At 63.6% G+C, this 18,606-nt stretch carries 21 protein-coding genes; 7 read left to right on the top strand and 14 right to left on the bottom strand.

The features are described 5' to 3' along the window. Nucleotides 1–59: 59 nt before the first annotated feature. Both SB756_RS15460 and SB756_RS15455 read right to left on the bottom strand, forming a co-directional pair. Nucleotides 60–302, bottom strand: a complete 243-nt coding sequence (locus tag SB756_RS15460) for a DUF2789 domain-containing protein (RefSeq protein ID WP_016497495.1) — start codon at nt 300–302, stop codon at nt 60–62. A gap of 61 nt (nt 303–363) precedes the next feature. Continuing rightward, complete coding sequence (locus tag SB756_RS15455; RefSeq protein ID WP_016484356.1) at nt 364–822, bottom strand: aminoacyl-tRNA deacylase; 459 nt, start codon at nt 820–822, stop codon at nt 364–366. A 98-nt stretch (nt 823–920) separates the two neighbouring features. Between SB756_RS15455 and SB756_RS15450 the strand changes: the two genes are divergently transcribed. Beyond that, nucleotides 921–2,267: an NfeD family protein gene (locus SB756_RS15450; protein ID WP_410911071.1), complete on the top strand. Its 1,347-nt coding sequence runs from the start codon at nt 921–923 to the stop codon at nt 2,265–2,267. 2 nt (nt 2,268–2,269) lie between these two features. Beyond that, nucleotides 2,270–3,025, top strand: a complete 756-nt coding sequence (locus tag SB756_RS15445) for a slipin family protein (RefSeq protein ID WP_341797269.1) — start codon at nt 2,270–2,272, stop codon at nt 3,023–3,025. A gap of 138 nt (nt 3,026–3,163) precedes the next feature. Here the strand turns inward: SB756_RS15445 and SB756_RS15440 are convergent, their stop codons facing one another. The 3 genes from SB756_RS15440 to SB756_RS15430 all read right to left on the bottom strand — a co-directional run bounded on the left by SB756_RS15440 (nt 3,164) and on the right by SB756_RS15430 (nt 6,411). Continuing rightward, nucleotides 3,164–3,796, bottom strand: a complete 633-nt coding sequence (locus SB756_RS15440) for a LysE family transporter (protein WP_341797268.1) — start codon at nt 3,794–3,796, stop codon at nt 3,164–3,166. A gap of 117 nt (nt 3,797–3,913) precedes the next feature. Further along, nucleotides 3,914–4,501 (bottom strand): mechanosensitive ion channel family protein, encoded by a 588-nt coding sequence (locus SB756_RS15435; protein ID WP_016497491.1) that lies wholly within the window; start codon nt 4,499–4,501, stop codon nt 3,914–3,916. Further along, on the bottom strand, nt 4,501–6,411 hold the full coding sequence (locus SB756_RS15430) for an ATP-binding cassette domain-containing protein (protein WP_049274583.1): 1,911 nt from the start codon (nt 6,409–6,411) through the stop codon (nt 4,501–4,503). The genes SB756_RS15435 and SB756_RS15430 overlap by 1 nt, the downstream gene beginning before the upstream one ends. Before the next feature lie 50 nt (nt 6,412–6,461). Between SB756_RS15430 and SB756_RS15425 the strand changes: the two genes are divergently transcribed. Further along, nucleotides 6,462–6,944: a TIGR02444 family protein gene (locus tag SB756_RS15425; RefSeq protein WP_410911070.1), complete on the top strand. Its 483-nt coding sequence runs from the start codon at nt 6,462–6,464 to the stop codon at nt 6,942–6,944. Here SB756_RS15425 and SB756_RS15420 read toward each other — a convergent pair. Next, nucleotides 6,920–7,996, bottom strand: a complete 1,077-nt coding sequence (locus SB756_RS15420) for an AlgP family protein (protein ID WP_341797266.1) — start codon at nt 7,994–7,996, stop codon at nt 6,920–6,922. The two genes, SB756_RS15425 and SB756_RS15420, sit on opposite strands and share 25 nt — an antisense overlap. A gap of 179 nt (nt 7,997–8,175) precedes the next feature. Here SB756_RS15420 and SB756_RS15415 point away from each other — a divergent pair, with 179 nt between their 5' ends. Further along, nucleotides 8,176–8,814 (top strand): FKBP-type peptidyl-prolyl cis-trans isomerase, encoded by a 639-nt coding sequence (locus SB756_RS15415; RefSeq protein ID WP_410911069.1) that lies wholly within the window; start codon nt 8,176–8,178, stop codon nt 8,812–8,814. A gap of 9 nt (nt 8,815–8,823) precedes the next feature. Here SB756_RS15415 and SB756_RS15410 read toward each other — a convergent pair whose 3' ends face one another. The 7 genes from SB756_RS15410 to SB756_RS15380 form a co-directional block, all read right to left on the bottom strand. Then, a complete protein-coding gene (locus SB756_RS15410; RefSeq protein ID WP_019471710.1) occupies nt 8,824–9,294 on the bottom strand; it encodes an Rsd/AlgQ family anti-sigma factor in 471 nt (156 codons plus the stop codon). A gap of 231 nt (nt 9,295–9,525) precedes the next feature. After that, nucleotides 9,526–10,032, bottom strand: a complete 507-nt coding sequence (locus SB756_RS15405; RefSeq protein WP_341797264.1) for a disulfide bond formation protein B — start codon at nt 10,030–10,032, stop codon at nt 9,526–9,528. Between the two features lie 222 nt (nt 10,033–10,254). Further along, nucleotides 10,255–11,493: a heme biosynthesis protein HemY gene (locus SB756_RS15400; protein WP_341797263.1), complete on the bottom strand. Its 1,239-nt coding sequence runs from the start codon at nt 11,491–11,493 to the stop codon at nt 10,255–10,257. After that, nucleotides 11,490–12,590: a uroporphyrinogen-III C-methyltransferase gene (locus SB756_RS15395; protein WP_410911068.1), complete on the bottom strand. Its 1,101-nt coding sequence runs from the start codon at nt 12,588–12,590 to the stop codon at nt 11,490–11,492. The genes SB756_RS15400 and SB756_RS15395 overlap by 4 nt, the downstream gene beginning before the upstream one ends. A 45-nt stretch (nt 12,591–12,635) precedes the next feature. After that, nucleotides 12,636–13,403: a uroporphyrinogen-III synthase gene (locus SB756_RS15390; protein ID WP_410911067.1), complete on the bottom strand. Its 768-nt coding sequence runs from the start codon at nt 13,401–13,403 to the stop codon at nt 12,636–12,638. Next, nucleotides 13,400–14,341, bottom strand: a complete 942-nt coding sequence (gene hemC, locus SB756_RS15385; RefSeq protein WP_410911066.1) for a hydroxymethylbilane synthase — start codon at nt 14,339–14,341, stop codon at nt 13,400–13,402. Before hemC ends, SB756_RS15390 begins: the two co-directional genes overlap by 4 nt. A 199-nt stretch (nt 14,342–14,540) precedes the next feature. Further along, nucleotides 14,541–15,284: a LytR/AlgR family response regulator transcription factor gene (locus tag SB756_RS15380; RefSeq protein ID WP_341797260.1), complete on the bottom strand. Its 744-nt coding sequence runs from the start codon at nt 15,282–15,284 to the stop codon at nt 14,541–14,543. A gap of 296 nt (nt 15,285–15,580) precedes the next feature. Here SB756_RS15380 and argH point away from each other — a divergent pair, with 296 nt between their 5' ends. Then, complete coding sequence (argH, locus tag SB756_RS15375; RefSeq protein WP_341797259.1) at nt 15,581–16,975, top strand: argininosuccinate lyase; 1,395 nt, start codon at nt 15,581–15,583, stop codon at nt 16,973–16,975. A gap of 138 nt (nt 16,976–17,113) precedes the next feature. On the opposite strand, the gene SB756_RS15370 is transcribed toward argH, so the two are convergent. Beyond that, complete coding sequence (locus tag SB756_RS15370) at nt 17,114–17,776, bottom strand: glutathione S-transferase (protein WP_410911065.1); 663 nt, start codon at nt 17,774–17,776, stop codon at nt 17,114–17,116. A 147-nt stretch (nt 17,777–17,923) separates the two neighbouring features. Here SB756_RS15370 and SB756_RS15365 point away from each other — a divergent pair, with 147 nt between their 5' ends. Further along, the gene (locus SB756_RS15365; RefSeq protein ID WP_258654554.1) at nt 17,924–18,223 is read left to right on the top strand and encodes a hypothetical protein; all 300 of its coding nucleotides are present in this window, start codon (nt 17,924–17,926) and stop codon (nt 18,221–18,223) included. 69 nt (nt 18,224–18,292) lie between these two features. Continuing rightward, entirely contained in the window at nt 18,293–18,538 is a 246-nt protein-coding gene (locus SB756_RS15360) for a TIGR02647 family protein (protein ID WP_016484337.1), read from the top strand. The last annotated feature ends 68 nt before the right edge of the window (nt 18,539–18,606 follow it).

Genomic DNA, 18,606 nt, shown 5'->3' with positions numbered 1-18,606 from the left:
CCTTATTGTTTTCCTGAGCATAGCAAGGGCCAATCACTCGTCAGGTGCCGCTCGGCGCTTTATTTTCGGGGGCGGCGCAACGCTTCGTTGAGTTGATCGAAGGGCACGGCCCAATCGGAATCTTCAATGATGCTTTCCTTGAGAAAAGCACGCTGGGAGTCGGTCCAGAACGGCGCATCCACCAGCTTTATCTCGTTCTTCAGCGGAGAATGGCTGGTGATGAACTGATCGATACTCTCGGGATCGTCGGGCAAGCCCAACTGCTTGAACAGGTCGGCAAAGGGATGGGTCGGCGCTTCCATGGTTCCTCCTGAGCGCCAGGCAGGCCGTCCACGACGCCCGTCTGGCATGGGTGTGAAAACATCAGCACAGCTCGCGCACTTCGGCGTGCGGCACCAATTTCATGTACTGCTCCATGCTCATGTGGATCAGGTGATCGTGGTCACCCGCCTCCAGATAGACATCGCCTTGGCGAGTAAGACTCGGATCAAGCAGCATTTTTATCTGGTAGGCGTCGCCAAGGGCCGGCACGGCGCCGCGCTCGCAGTCGCCGAACAAGCTCGGCAGGCCGCTTTCTCGGGTCAATTGCCAGGCCCCGGACATGCGCACCTTGGTCATGTCCAGATGCCGGTTGGCCGGTAGCACGGCCATGATGTAGTTGCCATGCCGGTCATCGAGCATCACCGACTTGGCGACCCGCTCGGCGGGCACGCCGGCCGTACGGGCCGACTCCAGGCTGGTGGCCGAGTGTGGATGGGGAATGATGTCGTAGTCGCAGTTGGCCTTGTCCAGGCGGGCCTGCAGGGTCTTTGCCATACGCATGATGCACCTCCGGTTTCGCCCCCCAATCTCCAATTTTAGGCCGGCTGGCGCCAGCCAGGGCTAAACTTGTGTAATAGGGCCAAACGAGGTGACGACAGGTGATCGCCCGCTGCTGGCGCTGGCTGTTGCTGCTGTTGCTGCTTGGCATCACGCCAGGTGGCCAGGCAGCGCCCGGTGCAGTGTGGGTGCTGGGCATCGATGATGCCATCGGCCCGGCCAGCGCCGACTACCTGGTACGCAGCCTCGACCAGGCCCAGGCCCAGGGCGCGCAACTGGTGGTGATCCGCATGGACACCCCAGGTGGCCTGGACAGCGCCATGCTCCAGATGATCAAGGCGATTCTCGCCAGCCCCGTGCCGGTTGCCACCTACGTGGCCCCAAGCGGTGCCCGCGCTGCCAGCGCCGGCACCTATATTCTCTACGCCAGCCATGTTGCCGCGATGGCCCCCGGGACCAACCTGGGGGCCGCCACACCTGTACAGATTGGCGCCCCCCCAGGTGCGCCCAAGGACGACAAGACCAAAGGCAGCGATGATGAAACCCTGGCACGCAAGCAGGTCAACGATGCCGCTGCGTACATCCGCGGCCTGGCGCAGCTGCGCGGGCGCAATGCCGATTGGGCGGAGAAGGCCGTGCGCGAGGCTGTCAGCCTTCCTGCCAGCGAAGCCTTGCGGCTGAATGTGATCGACCAGGTAGCCGACGACCTGCCCGCCCTGCTGCGCAAACTCGACGGCAAAACGCTGGAGGCCGCCGGCCAGCCACACCAGTTGCAGACAGCCGGCGCCAGCCTGGTGGAGCACCTGCCGGATTGGCGCACCCGGGTACTGGCGGTCATTACCAACCCGAGCGTGGTGCTGATCCTGATCATGGTCGGGGTGTACGGCCTGTTGTTCGAATTCATGAGCCCCGGCTCTACCGTGGGAGGCGTGGTCGGCGGCATCTGCCTGCTATTGGCACTGTACGCCCTGCAGCTGTTACCGGTGAGCTTCGCCGGGGTGGCGCTGATCTTGCTGGGCATCGCTTTCATGATCGCCGAAGCCTTCCTGCCCAGTTTCGGCGTGGTCGGGTTTGGCGGCATCGTTGCCTTTGTGGTCGGCGCGCTGATCCTGATCGACACCGACGCACCCGGCTACGGCATCCCGCTGGCCTTGATCGGTACCCTGGCAGTGCTCTCGGCGCTGTTGATCGGCGGCGTGCTGGGCATGGCCCTCAAGGCACGTCAACGGGCGCTCGTCAGCGGTGACGCCAGCCTGGTCGGCAGCCTGGTCACCGTCACCCAAGTGATGGCAGGCAACCCGTTCCGTGGCGTGGTACTGGCCCAGGGCGAGGAATGGCAAGTGCAGTGCGCAACGCCGCTGCAAGCTGGCCAGGACGTGCGGGTGACCGCGCGCCATGGCGTGATGCTGGACGTGAGCGCCGCCGCGCCTGCGGCGCAAGGAGAATAACCATGTTCATGCAAGTGGGTTTCACTGCCGTGCTGATCGTGCTGGCGATGCTGCTGTTGTCGGCGTTTCGCATCCTGCGCGAATACGAACGCGGCGTGGTGTTCCAGCTGGGGCGCTTCTGGCAGGTGAAGGGGCCGGGGCTGATCCTGTTGATCCCGGTGATCCAGCAAATGGTGCGGGTAGACCTGCGCACCGTGGTGCTGGATGTGCCACCACAGGATGTAATCACCCGCGACAACGTTTCGGTCAAGGTCAACGCGGTGCTCTACTTCCGCGTGCTCGACCCGCAAAAGGCGATCATCCAGGTCGAGGACTTTCTGGTGGCGACCAGCCAATTGGCCCAGACCACGCTACGTGCGGTGCTGGGCAAGCACGAACTGGATGAGCTGCTCGCCGAACGTGAGCAACTGAATGCGGATATTCGCCAGGTGCTGGACGCGCAAACCGATGCCTGGGGCATCAAGGTGGCCAACGTCGAGATCAAGCATGTCGACCTCAACGAATCGATGGTACGCGCCATCGCCCGGCAGGCCGAGGCCGAACGCGAACGGCGGGCCAAGGTGATCCATGCCGAGGGGGAATTGCAGGCGTCAGAGAAGCTGATGCAGGCGGCGCAGATGCTGGGCAAGGAGCCTGGGGCGATGCAGTTGCGCTATATGCAGACGCTGGGGGCGATTGCGGGCGACAGGACCTCGACCATTGTCTTCCCGATGCCGGTGGACTTGCTGACGGGCTTGGTAGACAAGCAGAAAAAATAAGGGCCGCTCCGCAATCCCTGTAGGAGCAGCCTTGTGCTGCGAAGAGGCCGGTAAGGCTAAAGATCATCTTCGGCTGCAATGCCCTCTTCGCAGCACAAGGCTGCTCCTACAGAGTCTGTGTTTGCGCCCGTGGCCCGATCAGATCGGCGCGCGACGCAGGGTAGCGAGGAAGGTCGCCGCCCCAATGAACAACCCGGCAAAAGTCCGGTTCAAGCGCTTCTGCTGCTTGGGCGTACGCAGCAAGCGCAACACCCGCGAAGCCAAGCCGGTGTACCCCGCCATCACCAGCATGTCCACGGTGATCATGGTCACGGTGATTGCCACATACTGCGGCAATAGCGGTGCATGCGGGTTGATGAACTGCGGCAGCACCGCCAGCATGAACACCAGCGCCTTGGGGTTGCTGACGTTGACCAGGAACCCGCGGAACATCAGGCTCAGCGGTTTGCCGATAGGCCGCACGCCGGACTCATCGGACATGTCCATCGGCAAGGCGCGCCATTGCTTGTAGGCCAGGTAGACGAGGTAGGCAACGCCGAACCATTTGATGACCTGGAAGGCGGTGGCCGAGGCGGCCAGGATGGCGCCGACGCCGGCGGCAATAATGGCGATTTGCACAATCAGACCCAGTTGCAGGCCCAGAGCGTTCCAGTAACCACGCCAGAAGCCGTATTGCAGGCCGCTGGACATCGAGGCAATTGCCCCGGCACCGGGTGACAGGCTGATCACCCAACAGGCGGCAAAGAAGCCCAACCATACTTCCATCGACATCACACACCTCGCTCGAACACTTGTTGCAAAAGGTTAAGCTAAGGTTTTGGTGAAAAAATAACCAGCGATTTCTGATGGATTTCTATCGCCTGTACCCGCGAAGAGGCCATTAAAGGTTTAGTCGGCTTCGGCAGCTGTTTCTTTGTGCAGGGCCTGTACCTCGGCCCCGCGCCAGCGCCGGACCGACTTCTGGAAGAACTGGCTATTGGGCACCTGCACCAGCGCCCCGCCCGCTTCGGGCATTTCCAGCAAGGTGGTAAACAGCAGGTTTATAGCGATCACCCGCCCTTTCACCCCCGGCTTGTCCAGCGTGTCGACCAGCTCGACCACATCACCGATGCGAAACGGCCCGACCGTGAAGATCAGCACCGCGCACAGCAGGTTGGACAGCACGCTCCACATGGCGAAGAACGCCACCGCCGCCACCGCGACAAAGCCGGACAGTGCCGTCCACAACACGGTCGCCGAAACCCCCAGGCGCTCCAGCACAAACAGCAGCGCGCTGCCCATGATCAGCCAGCGCAGGCCGCCACGCACCGGTACCAGCAGCTCTGGTGGCAGCGGATAACGCTGGCCCAGGCGGCTCAACCCGCGAGCAACGATGCGCTGCAGGACGAAGGCCGCCACCAGGATCAACAGAATCTGCAAGCCCAGCCAGAAGGTGTCCATCCATTGCCCTGGCAGCAGCGAACGCAGTTCCTCCATCAGGACAGCGCCTCGAGCTCGGCCTGCATGCTTTCGAGGGTTTCCAGCGCTTCCATCCAGGCTTCTTCCAGCTCGCCTTCGCGTTGCTTGAGCTTGGTCTGGCGCGCCAGCAGGTCACGCAACTCGTCCTTGCGCGCCGCTTCGTAGAGGCCACCGTCACCCAGCGCGGTCTCGATCTCGGCCAGTTGCACGTGCACCTGGTTGAGCTCGGTTTCCAGCTTGTCGGCCGCCTTCTTGTGCGGTGCCAGTTGCTGACGCAAGGCTGCAGCAGCCTGGCGCTGGGCTTTCTTGTCGGTCTTGTCCGGGTTGACCGGGGCCGTACTGGCCGGCGCGCTGCGCTGGCGGTACTCGACCAGCCAGCGGCTGTAGTCGTCCAGGTCTCCGTCGAAGGTTTCGACCTTGCCGTCGGCCACCAGCAGGAAGTCATCGGTCGTGCTCTTGAGCAGGTGACGGTCGTGCGACACCACCACCACAGCACCGGCAAACTCCTGCAACGCCATGGTCAGCGCCAGGCGCATTTCCAGGTCCAGGTGGTTGGTCGGTTCGTCGAGCAGCAGCAGGTTCGGCCGTTCCCAGGCAATCAGCGCCAGCGCCAGGCGGGCCTTTTCGCCACCGGAGAAATTCACCACCGGCTCGTCAGTGCGGGCACCATGGAAGTCGAAGCCACCGAGGAAGTCGCGCAGGGTCTGCTCGCGCTCGGTGGGGGCAATACGCTGCAGGTGCAGCAGCGGGCTGGCCTTGTCGTCCAGCGAGTCCAGCTGGTGCTGGGCAAAGTAGCCAACCGCCAGGTTCTCGCCACGGACCAGGCGGCCCGACAACGGCTCCAGCTCACCCGCAAGGTTCTTGATCAGGGTCGACTTGCCGGCGCCGTTGGGCCCGAGCAGGCCAATTCGCGCACCCGGGGTGAGCTGCAGCTTGACCTTGTCAAGGATGGCCTTGTCGCCATAACCCAGGCGGCCTTCGGACAGGCTCAGCAACGGGCTGGAGATTTTCTGCGACTCGCGGAAGACGAAGTCGAACGGCGAGTCGACATGCGCCGCCGACAGCTCCTCCATGCGCTCCAGGGCCTTGATCCGGCTTTGTGCCTGACGGGCCTTGGTGGCCTGGGCCTTGAAGCGGGCGATGTACTTTTCCATGTGCGCGCGCTGTGCCTGCTGCTTCTCGTAGGCTTGCTGCTGCTGCGCCAGGCGTTCGGCACGGGTGCGCTCGAAGGCGGAGTAGCCGCCCTTGTACAGGTTCAGCTTGCGCTGCTCGACGTGCAGCACATGGTCGACCACGGCGTCGAGGAAGTCACGGTCGTGGGAGATCAGCAACAATGTGCCGGGGTAGCCCTTGAGCCAGTCTTCCAGCCACAGGATGGCGTCGAGGTCCAGGTGGTTGGTGGGCTCGTCGAGCAGCAGCAGGTCGGACGGGCACATCAGCGCCTGAGCCAGGTTCAGGCGCATCCGCCAGCCACCGGAGAAGTCGCCGACGCGGCGGTCCATCTGCTCGTTGGTGAAGCCCAGGCCCGCCAGCAATTTGCGCGCACGGGCGTCAGCGGTATAACCGTCGGCGCCTTCCAGCTCACTGTGCAGGCGCGCCAGGGCGGTGCCATCGTGGGCCTGCTCGGCCGCAGCCAGTTCGGCCTGGACCTTGCGCAGGCGAAGATCGCCATCGAGCACGTAGTCCACGGCCAGGCGGTCGAGGGTGTCGACCTCTTGGCGCATGTGGGCGATGCGCCAGTCGCCGGGCAGCTGGCAATCGCCACCATCGGGCGACAGCTCACCGCGCAGCAAGGCGAACAGGCTGGATTTTCCGGCGCCGTTGGCGCCGATCAGGCCGGCTTTGTGACCGGCGTGCAGGGTCATGTCGGCGCCGTCTAGCAAGCGCTGCGGACCACGCTGTAAAGTGAGATTGGTTAGTCTGATCATGATGGTCGCGGAGTCTACCAGCTTCCTCGGCCCATAGCGCGAGTGGAACCATGCACACCGACCTGTGGAATTACGCCTTGGCCCTGTATGCGAGGCCCGGCGTGGAAGCGGCCTGCCTTGAACTACAGGCGCAGGGTGGCGATGTCTGCCTGCTGCTGTGCGCCACCTGGCTGCAGGCACGTGGCGTGGCCCCGCTGGACGCGCGCGCACAAGCCCTGCACGACATTGCCGAGCCCTGGCAGCGGGAAGTGGTGGGCCCGTTACGCAGCCTGCGCCAGCAATGGCGGGCATCAGCGTCGGGTGATACGCAACTGGCGGCGTTGCGTGAGCAGGTGAAGGGGCTGGAATTACAGGCAGAAAAAGCGCTGCTGGCGCGTATGCAGGAATGCTCGCGACAGTGGCCCGCGGACTCCCATGAGCCCACGGACGACTGGCTGGCCCGGCTGGCGCCGGACCCTGCCCGACACCACGACGCGCTGGATCTGTTGCGCGTCGCGGCGGCTGCGCTTCAAGACGCCGAAGACGGTGCCTGAGCCGGGGTGCTGGCAGGTGCTGCCGAAGCGGCCGGGGTGGCCGGGGTGGCCGAGTTGGTTGCTGCGGCCGGGGTGCTGACGGCTGGCGTAGCAGGTTTGGCTTCGGCTGGCTTGCTGGCAACAGGCTTGGCGGCAGCTGGCTTGGCGGCCGGACGTGCAGGAGCCTTGGCGGCAGCAGGCTTGGCCGCAGGTTTCGCAGCTGGTTTCGCGGCAGCGGCTTTGGCTGGCGCTGGCTTGGCTGCAGGTTTGGCAGCGGCAGCAGGCTTGGCCGCAGGTTTGGCGGCAGCAGTCGCTTTGGCAGCTGGCTTCGCGGCAGGTTTGGCTGCAGCAGTAGTCTTGGCAGCTGGCTTCGCGGCAGGTTTGGCTGCAGCAGTAGCCTTGGCAGCTGGCCTCGCGGCAGGTTTGGCTGCAGCAGTGGCCTTGGCAGCTGGTTTGGCGGCTGGTTTGGCGGCTGGCTTGGCAGCAGCAGTAGCCTTGGCAGCCGGTTTAGCGGCTGGCTTGGAGGCAGGTTTGGCTGCAGCAGTAGCCTTGGCAGCTGGCTTCGCAGCAGGTTTGGCTGCAGCAGTAGCCTTGGCAGCTGGCTTCGCGGCAGGTTTGGCTGCAGTGGTTCTGGCAGCTGGCTTGGCAGCGGCAGCCTTGGTGGTTTTGACGGCGCGCTGGTCAAGGGCTTTGGCTGCTGCTTCGCGAACCTTGCCTACACCTTGGGCCAGCTTGAGGCTGTCCTGAGCATCGCGCTTGAGTTGCTGGATATAAGAGCGGGTCTGGGTTTGACGTTCCTTGAGGGCATCGAGCAGCCCTTCAAGTTCACCAACGGCTTTTTGCGCTTTGGACTGCGCCTTGGCTTTGCCTGCCTTGGCGGCATCCTGCAATTTCAGGCGCCCGTTGTGCAGTTTTTCCTGGGCCTTGCCACGCTGCTTTTCCAGTTTTGCCAGCAGTTTTTCCGCATCAGCCAGCGCTTGCGAGCAGGCATCTTCCAAGTGTTCGAGCAGGCTGCCCGAAAGTTGCTGGAGCAGGTGTAACGGCGTACTTACTGGCTTCTTTTTGGCCGACATGGTTTACCTCCTGGCTGACGAGATTGCGGCTCATACTATGCTTCTGCTGCTACCGCCGCTAGGGCATGTTGACAGTAATATTTACGCCGCGTTGCATGCCTGGGCAAAGTTGTTATCTTGCAGCTGCGTGAAAGTGTAGTTGCTGAATTAATCATTGCTGATATTTGGGAGTCAGGGCATTGCCTCGATATCTTGTATTAGGTTTATGCCTGCTGGTGCCAGTTGCAATGGCCGACAGCAACGACCATGACCTCGCCTACAGCCTGGGCGCCAGCCTGGGTGAGCGTCTGCGCCAGGATATGCCTGGCCTGCAACTGGACGCACTGGTCGAAGGCTTGAAGCAGTCCTATCAGGGGCAACCCTTGAAGCTCGACAAGGCTCGTATGCAGGCCGTGCTCCAGCAAGACGAAGCGCAGGAAGGTGACGCCGCCACGCAGAAGTTGCAGGCAGTCGAAACACGCTTCATGGCCAACGAGCGTGGCCGTTATGGAGTACGCGAACTACCGGAAGGTGTGCTCTACAGTGAACTGCAGCCAGGCACAGGCGCGCAGCCCAAGGCTGGCGGCAAAGTGCAGGTACGCTATGTGGGCAGGCTGCCGGATGGTTCGGTGTTCGACCAGAACCAGGCGCCCCAGTGGTTCAGCCTGGATTCGGTGATCGAAGGGTGGCAAGTGGCCTTGCCAAGGATGCACGCAGGGGCCAAATGGCGCCTGGTAATTCCGTCGGCGCAAGCTTATGGCGCCGAAGGCGCGGGTGACCTTATCGCACCCTATACACCCTTGGTGTTCGAGATCGAATTGCTGGCGGTTGGCGACTGACGCCAACCCTCATGCCTGGACCGCACCCTCTTCCTTGTGTGCGTTGTGCAGCACCTCGATCAGGCAGTCTTCAAGTTCGAAGCGCTCGTGCAACAGCCCGCCCAACTTGCCTAGCTTTTCGGCAAAGCGTTCGGTGTCCTTGCACTCACCCTTGGTGCATTGGTCATTGAAGGCCAGTGCAATCTGGGTACTGTCGTTGATCCGTGGGTTGATTTCTTCGGCCAGCCTCAGCGCCTTCTCGTCTCCGAAAGCTTTGGCCTCGCTGACCAGTTGCTCGCAAACTTCGAAGTGCCACGCCGAAACGTAGTCGACCAGGAGCGCGCAAAAGTCCCCGTTGGTGTCCTTGTCGGCGAAGGCTGGCTTCAAATCGCGCAGTGCGCCGAAAGACTGCACCAGGTCCTGGCGCGCCTTCAGCCAACGGTCGATCAGGTCGTGAACCCCACCCCAGCGTTCCTGGGCATTCTGACAACTATCGAGCATGGCAATCTCTTCCCTTCTGGGTAGATGCCGCTGCACCTCGCACCACGACCGCGCAGCACAAAGGTGACATCAGCAGGACGGCATCGAGCAGTTGTATTTTCGGTATGCGTGCTGGGAGATTATTCCCGCGCGTGCTGCCCATCAAGGTACGCAGCGGACAAAGTTCATACAAGTGTTTAATACCCTGTTAATACGCCATTGGTCGCGCTAGTGGCCCAGCCTTGTTCCAGGTCAACTTCTTGCCAGGGTGCGGAAACGATACGCCAGCAGGCAACTCAAGGGCGGCACGGCCAGCAACAGGAAGGCCAGCAGGCTCCACTCAGGCAGCGTCAGGTCGAGAAAGCTCCAGGTCAGCGAGCTGCATTCGGGGCCGCCGAGCAGCAATTGCCGCGCCGCCTCGCTCCAGGATTGCTCGAACACACGCCCGATCGGTACCGGGCATACAGGGATAGCACCGCTGGCCCCCTGCAACCAGACATGCCGTGCTGCCAGCAACGCGCCAGCCAGCGTGCAGCCCAGAGTCGCCCGCGCGTAATGGAGGGTGCCCTGCGTGCCTGGTGCCTGCAGCACCGCCGCCAGGCTCAGCAGTGCGTACACCGCTAGCAGCAGCCGCTGGCTGAAGCACAACGGGCACGGCATCAACCCCCGTATGTTTTCCAGGTGGTATGACGCCACCAGCACCGCAAATGCGGCCAGGCAGGCAGGAAGGAAAAAGGTGCGCAAACGGGCCGGAAGCATGGGCGGTGAAAGTCCCGGGGAAGATGTTGGGATGTGAGACGGTAGAGGAAAGATGCGCTTTGTATCAAGGCGAGACAGTAGCGACAAGTCGCTGAATGGTGTAGGAAATTTCAAGCGATACGGTAGGAGGCGGCTGAGGAACTGCACTGCAGATCTAACTGGCAGCGGTAGAAAAGTTACCCAACCCCAAAGCCCGCACCTTGGCGCGGGCTTTGGGGTGGGTCAGGCGCGTACGCCTTCTGGCAAGGGCAGCGCCAGCAGGCGCTCGTCCAGCAGGCCAAGGCCCTCCTGGAACAGCTGGTTGCTGCGCTCGGTCTCGCCCAGGCCAGCGAGCAGGCGAGCCAGTTCGGCACAGGCCTCGGGGTTGCGTTCCATGCGCAGGCTGCTTTCCAGGTAGTCCCGCGCTTTGCCCCACAGCCGGTTCTGCAGGCTCAGGCGGCCCAGGGTCAGTAACAGGCTGGCGTCTTGCGGGTGATCCTTGAGCCAGCCTTCGGCGGTTTGCAGCTGGCGCGCCGGGTCATCACCGCGCACCAGGCCGTACAGGCGGGCCAGGTGGCTTTCGTATCCACGCTTGAGGGCGGTGCGCAACACCTGCTCGGCTTCGTTCTGGGCACCTACCTGGCGCAATTGTTCAGCGTAGGCCAGCACCAGTTGCGGCTCCTGGCGCTGGGCCGCGGTCAGCTGCTGCCAGGCGCGTTCCAGGGCCTGACGTGCACTTTGCGCGTCTTCGCCACGGGTGGTGGCCAGGCTCAGGTTCTGGCCCCAGGCGCGTTGCTCCAGGGCGGCCAGCTCGGCGGCAGGCAGCACCTTGCCCTTGCGCAGGTCGGGCAACAGACGGATCAGTGCCGACCAGTCACCGCGCTCCAGGTACAGACGCTGCAGCAGGCGCAGCACCTGGCTGTTGTGCGGGTGGCGTTCCTGCATGGCCAGCAGGGTTTCCAGGGCGCCGTCACTTTCACCACGGTCCATCTGCAACTGCGCATGGGTCAGGGCGATGGCCAGTTCTGCTTGCGGCTGACGCTCCAGCGCGCGCTCCAGCAGGTTGTCGCTGTCTTCGGTGCGGCCCTGCTCGTTGGCAGCACGGGCGGCACCGAGGTAGTACAGCAGCGGCTGGCGCTCGGCCTCGGCGGCACGGTGCAGGTGGCGTTGAGCACTGGCCCAGCGGCCCTCGGCAAGGTCCAGCTGGCCCTGTTCGATGGCCAGACGGATGCGCCGGCTGCGATTACGCCGCGACCATGGGTTGACCACACCGCTGGAGGTCAGCACCAGGCCGACCAGGTAACGCAACAGCCACAACACAGCGACCACGGCCAGCAGCCCGGCCAGGGCCGCCCACAGCCCCGATTGATAGCGGAAGCTTCCATAGGAAAGCAGTACGTAACCGCTGTGCTTGGCGACCGCAATACCCAGTGCCGCGGCAATCACGATTGCCAGCACGGCCAGCAGGTAGACACGCTTCATGGTTTGCCCCCTTCAGCCTCAGCCGGCAGGTGACGGCGCTGAATGTAGGCCTGCACGGCCGCCAGGCTTTCGCTTAGGTCGGGGGTAACCACCGACACCGGCTGATCGGCCAGGGCATTGAGGCTCTCAAGCATTGCCTTGCTTTGCGGGTTGTCGGCGTTGAAGTTGGCCAACAACACGCTGCGGGCGTCGTCCAGCGCCTGGGTGTAGACCTTGGCGTCACCATTGAGCGCCGCCCACTGGGCCTGCTCGATGGTCAGGCTCAGGGCCAGGCGCAGCTGGTTCAGTTGCTGCCCGGCCAGCAGCGGCCGCACGTTTTCATCCGCGTTGAAGTCGATCTGGAAGTACTTGGAGATTTCTGCCCACCACTGCGACAGCCGGCTGGCACCATCGCCGTCGGCGGTCAGGGCACCCAGCGCATCGGCATTGCTGTCGAACTCGGGCGACTGCGCGCTCAGTTGCTGTACCAGCTCACGCTGTGCGGCCAGTTTCAGGAACAGGCCGGTACGGTCCGGTTGCTGGGTGCTGCCGAGGGTGGCCAGGCTGCGCGCCAGCTGCTCGCGGGCGGCGAATGCGCCTGGGTCGCTCTGCTCGCGCAGGATCTCGTCGGCGCCCTCGACCAGGGCCTTGGCGCTGGTGATGTCCTGCAAGGCCGACAGGCGCAGGGTAGCCAGGCGTAGCAGGTGCTCGGCTTCAGCCAGGCGCCACTCTTTGCGGCTTTCGCCTAGCACGGTTTCCAGGCGCTGGCTGAGACGCTGCTGGTCGCCCTGCAATTGCGCCACCAGGCGCCGGCGGTCTTCCAGCTCGCTGGCCGCCGGCAGGCTGGCCAGTTGCGCGCTGATCTGCTGTTCGCGCTGCTGCAGGGCTTCGGCGCGCTGGGTGAGCGCCTCGATGTGCTGGCCCTGGTTGAACTCGCTGCCTTGCAGTTGACGTACCTGCCAGACACCCCAGCCACCTACTGCCACCCCGGCCGCACCCAGCATCAAGGCCAGCGCTGCCAGGCCACTGCCGGAGCGCTTGGCAGGTGGGGCGGTGACGGGTTCCGCCGGCGCCTGTGCCGACGGCTGATCATTATTGGACAAGACAGTCTCGCTCACGTATCCATCCTTTGCATGGGGGCGCATCGCGTTCAGCTTAGCGCCTTAAGAGGCAGGTGCAGCGCTGCGCTGCACGGCTACCAGCAAGGCCGTGGCACTGGCGCCACGGCAATCCACAACCTGTTGGGCCCCGGCGGCCCGGGCCTGTTCGGCAACCCGTGGGCTGGGCACGAACAGCGGCAGGCGTGCCAGCTGCGGCCAATCCGCACCGGCCAGCTGCTGCAGATGTTCAAAACCCTGCCCACTGCTGACCACCAGGCCATTGAGGCGTTCCGCTTCGATGCGGCGCTTCAGGGTGCCCGCCGGGTAACCCGGCAGGCAGCGACGATACAGTTCCAGATATTCGACACTAGCACCTTGCTCTGCAAGACGCTCTGCCAGCAGTTCGCGACCTCCGACGCCGCGCACGACCAGGACACGCGCTGCAGGCACGGCAACGGCCTGAAGCAGGGCCGGTAACGCCAGCAAGGCTTCGCTGTCATCGCCACGCGGCGGAGTGTTTACCTCCAGCCCGGCGCCCTGCAGCACTGCAGCGGTTGCCTCACCCACGGTGAACCAGCCTTGCCGTGGCGGCTGCATGCCGGCTTCGGCCAGCTGCTCAAGCAACAGCCTGGCAGCCGGCTTGCTGACCACGATGATCGCCTGGAAGCCATGCAGGCCTTCCAGCAGCAGACGTTGCCGGGGCTCCACGGTGACGGGCTCTATCGCCAGCAGCGGCAGGCAGCTGCTGCCCACCCCCGCTGCCGCCAGGCTTTGCGCCAGCGCCGCACAGTCCTCGGCAGGCCGGGTCAGCAGCAGGCGCCATTGGCTCACGGGTGGCCGGCCTCGCCGTAGACTTCCTTGAGGATGGCCTCGGCACCTTGGCCCAGCAGGTCTTCGGCCACCTGTACGCCCAAGGTCTCGGCAGCAGCGCGAGGGGCACGGGCTTCGGCCACCAGCAGGGTACCCCCGCTCGGCTGGCCAACCAGGCCACGCAGCCAAAGCTGGTCACCTTCGAGCACCGCGTAGCAGGCGATCGGCACCTGGCAGCCGCCATTCAGGTGTTTGTTCAGGGCGCGTTCGGCCACTACCCGGTCGGCGGTGTCGGCATGGTGCAGCGGCGCCAGGAGTGCGTGGATCTCGAGGTCGGCACTGCGGCACTCGATGCCCACCGCACCCTGGCCGCCAGCAGGCAGGCTGTCATCGACGCTGATGGTGGCGGTGATGCGGTCTTCAAAGCCGAGGCGGATCAGGCCGGCGGCGGCGAGGATGATGGCGTCGTACTCGCCGGCATCCAGCTTGGCCAGGCGCGTATTGACGTTGCCCCGCAGGAAGCGGATTTGCAGGTCCGGGCGGCGCGCCAGCAACTGGGCCTGACGGCGCAGGCTGGAAGTGCCGACGATGCTGCCGGCAGGCAGCGCTTCAAGGCTCTCAAAGGTATTGGAAACGAAGGCATCACGCGGGTCTTCACGCTCGCAGATGCAGTACAGGCCCAGGCCTTCGGGGAAGTCCATGGGCACGTCTTTCATCGAATGCACGGCGATGTCGGCTTCGTTGTCCAGCAGGGCGGTTTCCAGCTCTTTGACGAACAGGCCCTTGCCGCCGATTTTTGCCAGCGGCGCGTCGAGCAGCTTGTCACCCCGGCTGACCATGGGCACCAGGGTCACCAGCAGACCGGGGTGGGCCTGCTCGAGGCGGGCTTTGACGTATTCGGCCTGCCACAAGGCCAAGGCACTTTTACGGGTGGCAATGCGGATTTCGCGAGTGGACATGGAACGCCCCGATCCAGAGAAATGCCGCCGATGATAACAGCATCTCCTTTATCGCTTGCAGATGTGGATCACCTGAGGGCCTCTTCGCGGCTAAAGCCGCTCCCACAGGGTGAGCTGCCGCTCTACAGGCCAATGATCCACCTGTGGGAGCGGCTTTAGCCGCGAACAAGGGCGCAGCCCTTGCCATGCGGGCGCCGTATCAGAGGGTCTGCATCATCTTGCGCACGCCGGCAACATGCCGGCGGCTCACTGTCAGGGCATCACCGTCCAGGCCTTTCAGGTACAGCTGAAAGTGCCCCAGCGGGGTACGCTGCAAGCGTTCGATGCGCTCGCGGGCAACCAGCGCATTGCGGTGAATACGCACGAAGCGTTCGCCAAATTCATCCTCCAGGGCTTTGAGCGGCTCGTCGAGCAGCACTTCCCCGGCCTCGTGACGCAAGGTGACGTATTTGTGGTCGGCAATGAAATAGATCACCTGGGGCAAAGGAATCAGCTCGATGCCTTTACGCGTGCGGGCACTGATGTGGCTACGTGGGCCGCCACCTTCATTGGCCGGCCGGGTAAGCGCCGCCAACTGGGCGCGGTTGGGTTTTTCGGCCTTGCGCAAGGCATCGCGCAACGCCTGGGCCTGGAACGGCTTGGTCACATGGCTGAGGGTACTTTCCTTGAATGCCTCGGCACCGTATTCGTCATCCCCGGTGCAAAACACCACCGCCGGCGGCGCCTCGCGTTCGCACAGGCGAGCGGCTACCTGCAGGCCATCCAGGCCTGGCATGCCGATGTCCAGCAGGACCACATCGGGCTTGAGGCTTTCGATCAGCGCAAGGGCCTCCTCGCCGTTGGTGGCGCTAGGCTCCAGCACGGTATAACCCTCCAGTTCGCCGAGTAGCCGGCTGAGGCGTTCACGGCCTTGGGGTTCGTCATCAACGATCAGGACATTCATAATTGCGCTGGATTCCTGAATGAGTCTCGCACAGGTATAGCGTAGACAGGTGTAGTTCGAGCGACACTGCGGTCACGCTCTAGACCGGTGCGATGGCCAAAGATTCACTCGGACGGCAGATTCACCGCCAGTCCTTTGTCCAACTGTAGACGGTCCGTGGAACACTGCCGTTCATTCCTTAAAATCCTTCTCTGCCATTTTCCGGGCATTTCTCTCGACCGGCGCCCTGCGGCAGCCAGCCCAACCCTGCTATTATCGGCGCCACTTTTTCGTTCACGCCTGCAATGAGTGAATCCATGAGCACCGACAAGACCAATCAGTCCTGGGGCGGCCGCTTCAGTGAGCCCGTCGACGCCTTCGTCGCCCGTTTCACCGCCTCGGTCGATTTCGACAAGCGCCTGTACCGCCACGACATCATGGGTTCGATCGCCCATGCCACCATGCTGGCGCAGGTCGGCGTGCTCAGCGATGCCGAGCGCGACACCATCATCGATGGCCTGAAGACCATCCAGGACGAAATCGAAGCCGGCAACTTCGACTGGCGCGTCGACCTCGAAGACGTGCACATGAACATCGAAGCACGCCTAACCGACCGCATCGGCATCACCGGCAAGAAGCTGCACACCGGCCGCAGCCGCAACGACCAGGTGGCCACCGATATCCGCCTGTGGCTGCGCGACGAAATCGACCTGATCCTGGCCGAAATCACCCGCCTGCAGCAGGGCCTGCTGGAGCAGGCCGAGCGTGAAGCCGAAACCATCATGCCCGGTTTCACCCACCTGCAGACGGCCCAGCCGGTCACCTTCGGCCACCACCTGCTGGCCTGGTTCGAAATGCTCAGCCGCGACTACGAGCGCCTGGTCGACTGCCGCAAGCGCACCAACCGCATGCCCCTGGGCAGCGCCGCGCTGGCGGGCACCACCTACCCGATCGACCGCGAGCTGACCTGCAAGCTGCTGGGCTTCGAAGCTGTGGCCGGCAACTCGCTGGACGGCGTGTCGGACCGTGACTTCGCCATCGAATTCTGCGCCGCTGCCAGCGTGGCGATGATGCACCTGTCGCGCTTCTCGGAAGAGCTGGTGCTGTGGACCAGCGCGCAGTTCCAGTTCATCGACCTGCCGGACCGCTTCTGCACCGGCAGCTCGATCATGCCGCAGAAAAAGAACCCGGACGTGCCAGAGCTGGTACGTGGCAAGAGCGGCCGCGTGTTCGGCGCCCTCACCGGCCTGCTGACCCTGATGAAAGGCCAACCGCTGGCCTACAACAAGGACAACCAGGAAGACAAGGAGCCGCTGTTCGACGCTGCCGACACCCTGCGCGACTCGCTGCGTGCCTTTGCCGACATGATCCCGGCGATCAAGCCAAAGCACGCCATCATGCGTGAAGCGGCCCTGCGCGGTTTCTCCACCGCCACCGACCTGGCCGACTACCTGGTACGCCGTGGCCTGCCGTTCCGTGACTGCCACGAAATCGTTGGCCACGCTGTGAAGTACGGCGTGGACACCGGCAAGGACCTGGCCGAGATGAGCCTGGACGAACTGCGCCAGTTCAGCGACCAGATCGAGCAGGACGTGTTTGCCGTGCTGACCCTGGAAGGCTCGGTGAATGCCCGTGACCACATTGGTGGTACCGCACCGGCGCAGGTACGCGCTGCCGTTGTTCGTGGCAAGGCGCTGCTGGCTTCGCGTTAAGCCAGCCTCGCTGCCCTGCTTTTTGTAGGAGCAGCCTTGTGCTGCGAAGAGGCCGGTGCAAACACCATGGATAGAAGGTGTTTGCACCGGCCTCTTCGCAGCACAAGGCTGCTCCTACAGGTTCAGCGCTAGCTCCGGTTAGCGTTTCCCGCTGCGAATCATCTCCATGAAGGCCGGCATCGACGCTTCCTTGTCCGCCAAGATCCGCGCCATGTGCGGGTTCTCGCCCATCAGCTGCAGCAACGCCTTGGCCTGCGGGAAGTCGGCCAAAAAGTCGATGTTCAGCACTTTCTTGCCCACGGCATAAGCCAGGTCGACCGAGAAGCAGAACATCAGGTCTGCCAGCGTCAGCTGCTCGCCCGCCACATAGGGCGCAAAGCGACCGTTGCGCTTGAGGGTGGCAAAGCCGGCCAGCAAATCGGCCCGCGCTTTCTCTTTGACCAATGGCTCAACCGACATGCCGAAGAACGACTCGGCATAGCAAGTACGCGCCGGCAGCTCGATGTACAGCTCGATTTCCTTGAGCAGCTCACGCACCTTGGCCTGCCCGAACGGGTCGGCCGGCAGCAGTGCCTTGCCGCCTTGGGTCTGCTCGATGTAGTCGAGGATTACACTGGTTTCGCTGAGGAAGCCGTGCTCGGTCTGCAGCACCGGCACCTTGCCCCGCGGGCTCACTTCCAGCGCCTGTGGCGCCTGGCCGCCATAGAAGGTGACTTCTTCGAAGGGCAGGCCTTTTTCCAGCAGGGCCAGCTTGACCATGTTGTAGTAGTTGCTGACCGAGAATCCATGAAGCTTGAGCATGAGGTAACAGCCTCCAGGCCGTAAGGGGTTGGCCCGGCTTTTATAGACTCTAAGCCCGCCCCTGACCAGCGTCATGCACCCCGTCAATGCCCGGGCATTGCCGCCACGGGCGTGGCACACTGTGCATCCCATCACAGGAGTACCGCCATGAGCGAGCCCACCGACATCGACAATGACGACGAAGCCTTCGCCGAGGCGACACTGACCCAAGCCATCGAAAACCAGATTGAAAGCGGCGAACCGCCTGCGGCCAAGGCCACCTTCAACAAGCTGACCCTGGTCGGTTACGAGCGCGAGGACATCCTCAACCTGATGGCCCATGTGCTGGCCTTCGAAATCGACAACATGCTGGTGGAAGACCGCGCGTTCGACGGCGAGTGGTACGAGAACGCCTTGCGGGCGCTGCCGGAGCTGCCGCCTGAGATGGATCAAGGCGAGGACGAATAACCCGACTACACTCGAAGGTCAGGCACCGTAAGCGGTGCCGCCATCCTTGTCTGGAAGTCAGGAGTCGCCATGTCTTTTACCCCCGATCTGATCGCTGAACTGGAAGTACTCGCGCTGTTCAAACACGACAGCAGCCAGGAAGGCATCAAGATAAACAGCAACGCCGCCCCTGCCCTGGTCGCCGCTGCGCAACGCCTGCATGAGAAGGGGCTGACCGATCAACCCGATGGCGGCTACCTGACCAGCCTGGGTCATGACGCCGTTGACAGTGTCCAGCTGCTGCAGAACATCCTCAAGGCGCCACAGCCGGCCTGAACCGAGATTACAAGGGGCTGCCATGCAGCCCATCGCCGGCAAGCCAGCTCCCACAGGTATTGCACATG

It is taken from the genome of Pseudomonas sp. SIMBA_068, from assembly GCF_046534705.1.
GTDB classification, from domain to species: Bacteria; Pseudomonadota; Gammaproteobacteria; order Pseudomonadales; family Pseudomonadaceae; genus Aquipseudomonas; species Aquipseudomonas putida.
Note: the sequence above shows the minus strand (reverse complement) of the source record. Positions and strands in the feature narration are given on the sequence as shown.